Origin of the sequence: Micromonospora sp. NPDC005686 (genome assembly GCF_042871665.1) — a bacterium.
Taxonomy (GTDB): domain Bacteria; phylum Actinomycetota; class Actinomycetes; order Mycobacteriales; family Micromonosporaceae; genus Micromonospora.
On the sequence record NZ_JBIAIY010000029.1, the window covers coordinates 1 to 4,519 of the forward strand.

Below are 4,519 nucleotides of genomic sequence, written 5' to 3' on the forward strand. Positions count from 1 at the left end.
CCCCGTAGACACCCAATTCGTCTACGGCATCTGACCACCACACCCACCACGGCGGGACCCGGACACCACCGGGTCCCGCCATCACGGCAGGTGCGTCAGCAGTGCCTCGATCGCCTCGCACTCGCGCGCCCGGTCCGGAAGCGACGTCGTCCCGAGCAGCTCCCGGACACCCGCGCAGTGTCGCCGGGCCTTGTCCGGTTCACCCAGCCGGACCGCCGCCTTGGCCTGCACGAGGAGGGCGTCGCCGTGCAGTACCCGGTAGGCGTTGCGGGAGGCGATGAGGACTGCGTCCTCCGCCGTTTCGTAGGCCTCCTCGGCCGCGCCTTCGAGCAGTGCGGCCTCGGCGAGGCCGATGGCCGCCTGGCATTCGAAATATTGGAAGCCGCGTTTCCGGCTGATCGACAGGCTTTCGGTGAACCGTGTGCGGGCGTCATCGACGGCCCGGCTTCCCAACAACGCGAAGGCCAGTGTGTTGAGGGTGGCAGCCTCGGCCCGCAGGTTCCGCAGCTTCCTGGCCAGCCGCAGCGCCTCGGCGGCGTTGTGTGCCGCGGACACCCACTCGTTCAGCTGGCGGTCGAGTTGGCTCAGCTCGTCGAGCACCGACAGCTCCCGCAGCGTGGACCCGGTGCGACGGTGGTAGTCGAGTGCGGCCGCGAAGTGGGCACGCGCGGGCTCGAAGTCTTCCATCTGCCGTAGCACCATCGCCAGGTTGTGCCGGTTCGCCATTGCCGACAGGTGGCGCGCCGACCTCTCGTTCAACCGTTGGGCCGCCGTCAGGTAACCGGCCGCCTCGGTGAGCTGGCCCCGTTCGTGGCACAGCGTGCCCAGGTCGTTCAGCGTCACCGCCCGAACGTGGTGGAACTCGGGACCCGTCCCGAGGTCCAATGCCCGCTGATAGAGACCCCGCGCCTCGTCCGGGTGGCCCAACTCGGCCTGCACGAGCCCGAGGTTGTGTGACAGGTATGCCTCGCCGACGAGCCAGCCGCTGCCACGGGCAGCCGCGATGCCTCGACGGTAGGCGGCGGCGGCCAGATGATGCTTTCCGGCCGCCCAGTGTGCCTGCCCGAGAGTCTGATGCATGGCGGCCTGAGCCCGCATGTCACCCGCGGCCTCCGCGGCGGCGAGTCCGGCCGACCCGCTCGCGAGCCAGGCGACCACGTCTCCCGAGACGAAGAAGTATCCGCGGAGCTGGTCCGCCAACTGCCAGGACCGTGCGCCATGACCGTCAGTCGCGGCGACTTCGACCGCCGCGACGAGGTTCGCCGCCTCCTGGCTGAGCCACGCCGTCGCGGCATCGACATCGGGAAACGGGTTCTCGGCCGGGTCGACCTCGATCGGCAGCCGCACCATGTCGGGATAGACCAGTGTCATCGCCGACGCGGTCCGCGTCAGGTACCAGGTGTAGAGCCGGGCCAGGGCAGCGCCACGGTCGACGGGCGTCTCCCGGGTCTCGCCGGCTCGCAACGCGTACAGACGCAGCAGGTCGTGGTAGCGGTAACGGCCCTCCACACCGCCGGGCTGGAGCAGGTTCTCCGTGACGAGGTGGTCCAGCGCCGCCCGGACGCCGCGCTGTTCGGACCCGAGCAGCGCGGCGACCGCGGCGGCCGAGAAGTCTTCGCCCGGGATCAGCGCGGCGGCCTGGAAGACCTCCACCACCGCCGACGGCAGGGCGCGGCAGCTGATGGCGAAACTGCTCGTCACGGTGCGGTCACCGAGGCTGAGCTGGGCAAGCCGCGACCCCTCGTCGGTCAGCCCCTGCAGGACCTCGGCAACCGTGCTCTCCGGGTGGCCGACCAGCCGGCCCGCCACCAGCCGCACCGCGATCGGCAACCGGCCACATGCGTCGACCAGGGCCTCGGCGTCCCTGCGTTCGGCGTGGACCCGGGCCGCACCGAGCTTGATCCGCAGCAGGTGCAGTGCCTCGTCCGACGTGAACACCGGCAGGAGCGTGGTGGCGGCGCCGTCCAGTTCCTCGCACTGGTTGCGGCTGGTGACCAGGACCGCGCTTCCGCCGGGGCCCGGCAGCAGCAGGCGGATCTGGGCGGCGTTGTGCGCGTTGTCGAGCACGATCAGCACCCGCCGGTCGGCAAGCACGCTGCGGTAGAGCGCGGCGGCCTCGTCCTCGTCACCGGGAATGGCGCGCGCCTCGACACCGAGGGCTCTCAGCAGTCGAGCGAGCGCGTATCCGACCGCGACCGGCCGGTCTTCGCCACCACCGCGGAGGTCGATGTAGAGCTGACCGTCCGGGAAGTCCCGCCGTACTCCCCAGGCCGCCTTCAGGGCGAGGCTCGTCTTGCCGACACCGGCCATGCCGGAGATGACGCGGACGACTGGTGCTCCACCGTCCGGGTAGCGCAATGCCCACTCGAGCTCGCGCAGTTCCTCGGCGCGTCCGCAGAAATCCGCCGGTGGCGCCGGCACCTGCCGCGGCGTGACGACGGCACGAGTGTCCACCGGCGTACCCGCGCTTCGATCCCCCGGCCCGCCGATCACGGCCTGCCGCGCCTCGGTCAGCTCGCGGCCGGGATCGACGCCCAGTTCCTCGGCGAGCCGCTGGCGGACACTCTCGAAGGCTTCGATCGCGGCGGCCTGCTGCCCCGCGGCGGCGAGTGCGACGACCAGCCGTGCGTGCAACGACTCGTGCCACGGGTGCCGCCCCGCCAGCCGGCGCAGAAGCGGGAGGACCTCCCGCTGCCGGTGCAGCACCTCCCCGAGGCGCGCCAGACGCACGGCCGCCTCCACGCGCTCCTCGGCCAGCGCCGTGATCAACGGATCGCCGGAGAGTTCCGGCACGTCCTGGGCGGCGTCGTCGCCGTGCCACATGGCGAGCGCGTCGAGGAGCAGCTCGAAGGCGCGCTCGGGTGGCAGGGCCGGTGCGCCGGCCTCCAGGAGGCGGGACCGGTAGCCCACCAGATCGAGCCGTTCGGCATCGGCCGGCAGCTCGTATCCGCCCGACCCGAGGATCACCGATGGCGGCTGCTCAGGGTGCGGTGCCGGCTCCAGCAGGCGACGGATCCGACTGATGTGTGTCTGCACCACGTTTGTCGCCGACGTCGGCGGCGCGTCTCCCCACAAGAGATGGATCAACTCCTCGCGGCCCACCGGACGGCCGGGAGTCAGCGCGAGGCGCGCCAGCACGACACGGTGCCGTCCGGCTCGGAGGTCGGTGGGCTGACCGGCCCGGGTGACCAGCAGCGGCCCCAGCACGGAGATCCGGGCCGGCCCGGTCGCCCTGAGACGCTCCCGCTGCGGTGGCCGGGACATCTGCTTCATCCGCATGCGGTCCTCGTGGTGAAGACCCAAGGCGTCGGCAAGTGCCTGCAGGGAGCGTCCACGCAGTCTTCCGCTGCGCCCCTGCTCGAGGTCACGAACCACACCTACGCTGACCCCGGCCCGATCCGCGAGATCGGCCTGCGTCAGGCCGCGACCGACCCGAGCACGCCGCAGAAGCTCGCTGAGGCCGCCAGGCCCCCCGTCGCCCATCGTCGACTCCCCCGTGTGCACGATCGTCAACCCGTGGGGCCGCCCGAAGCGCCCCCGGCGGCCGGCTCGTCGACGGGTGGCCGACGATCGATACGCGCCGGCGGTGACGATCTGACTCGTACATCTGTCCGGACAGATCGTAGTACGAGTTCACTACAGGATCTGTCCCTCCAGTCGTACGTCAGAAGCGCTCCGCACACTCTGAGCACGGCGAGGCGGCAGGCACGCCGGAAGAGATGGGGAGAACACATTGCACTCATACGCTCGACGAGGTGGCTCATGGGCACGCAGGTCGCTGGTGCCGGTGGCGGTGCTGGCGGCGGCCCTGGCTTCGACGCCCACTGTGGCGTCCGCGACGCCCGACACCTCGGCGGTGGACGCGGCCGGCACAGCGGTCGCCGCCGCACCGGGCGATCCGGCGCTGCCCGACTACCCGGGCCTGGCGCCACGGTCGCGAGCGTCCGCCGCGGTGAGCACCACGCCGATCCCGTGTGGCAACAACGGTGCTGACAAGGACATGCAGAGATCGGAGGCGGTCAAGCGGGCACGTAGCTGGCTCAGTGGCGGCGGTGTCCCCTACAGCCAGGAACGCTGCTACGAGAACCAGTACGGCGACTATCGCACCGACTGTTCCGGGTTCGTGGCGATGGCATGGGGTCTCGGCGGCTCGGGTAGTTCGTTCTGGACCGGAAACCTGGACAGTCGCTCACACACGATCTCGCGCGGCGATCTCGCCCCGGGCGACGCGCTGCTCCGGCACACCGGGAACACCAACGAGAACCACGTCGCCCTGTTCGTGAAGTGGAGCGACTCCGCACACACCACTCCGGTGGTGATCGAGCAGACGGGCAGCTCGGACACGATCGAACGGACCTGGACCTCCAGCTACGCCAGCCTGTACACCCCGGTCCGCTACGACAACATCCTCGAGGACGTGTCCCCGGAGGATGTGCCGATTTCGGGTGACTGGAACAACGACGGCATCGACACCGTCGGCGTCTTCCGACCCAGCAACTCCACCTTCTACCTCCGCGAC

The 4,519-nt window shown here is 70.7% G+C and carries 1 protein-coding gene and 1 pseudogene; one reads left to right on the forward strand and one right to left on the reverse strand.

Features of this window, described 5'->3' with window-relative positions; translation table 11 throughout:
• Positions 1-81 precede the first annotated feature (81 nt).
• Positions 82-3,483, reverse strand: a complete 3,402-nt coding sequence (locus ACFYON_RS29015) for a BTAD domain-containing putative transcriptional regulator (protein WP_357712005.1) — start codon at positions 3,481-3,483, stop codon at positions 82-84.
• A 298-nt stretch (positions 3,484-3,781) separates the two neighbouring features.
• On the opposite strand from ACFYON_RS29015, the pseudogene ACFYON_RS29020 reads away from it, so the two are divergent.
• Positions 3,782-4,519: pseudogene (locus tag ACFYON_RS29020) on the forward strand (hypothetical protein); the annotation flags it as partial.

What these genes read in the sequence shown, in the direction of transcription:
- ACFYON_RS29015 (WP_357712005.1), bottom strand. Translation starts at nt 3,483, where the DNA reads ATGGGCGACGGGGGGCCTGGCGGCCTCAGCGAGCTTCTGCGGCGTGCT.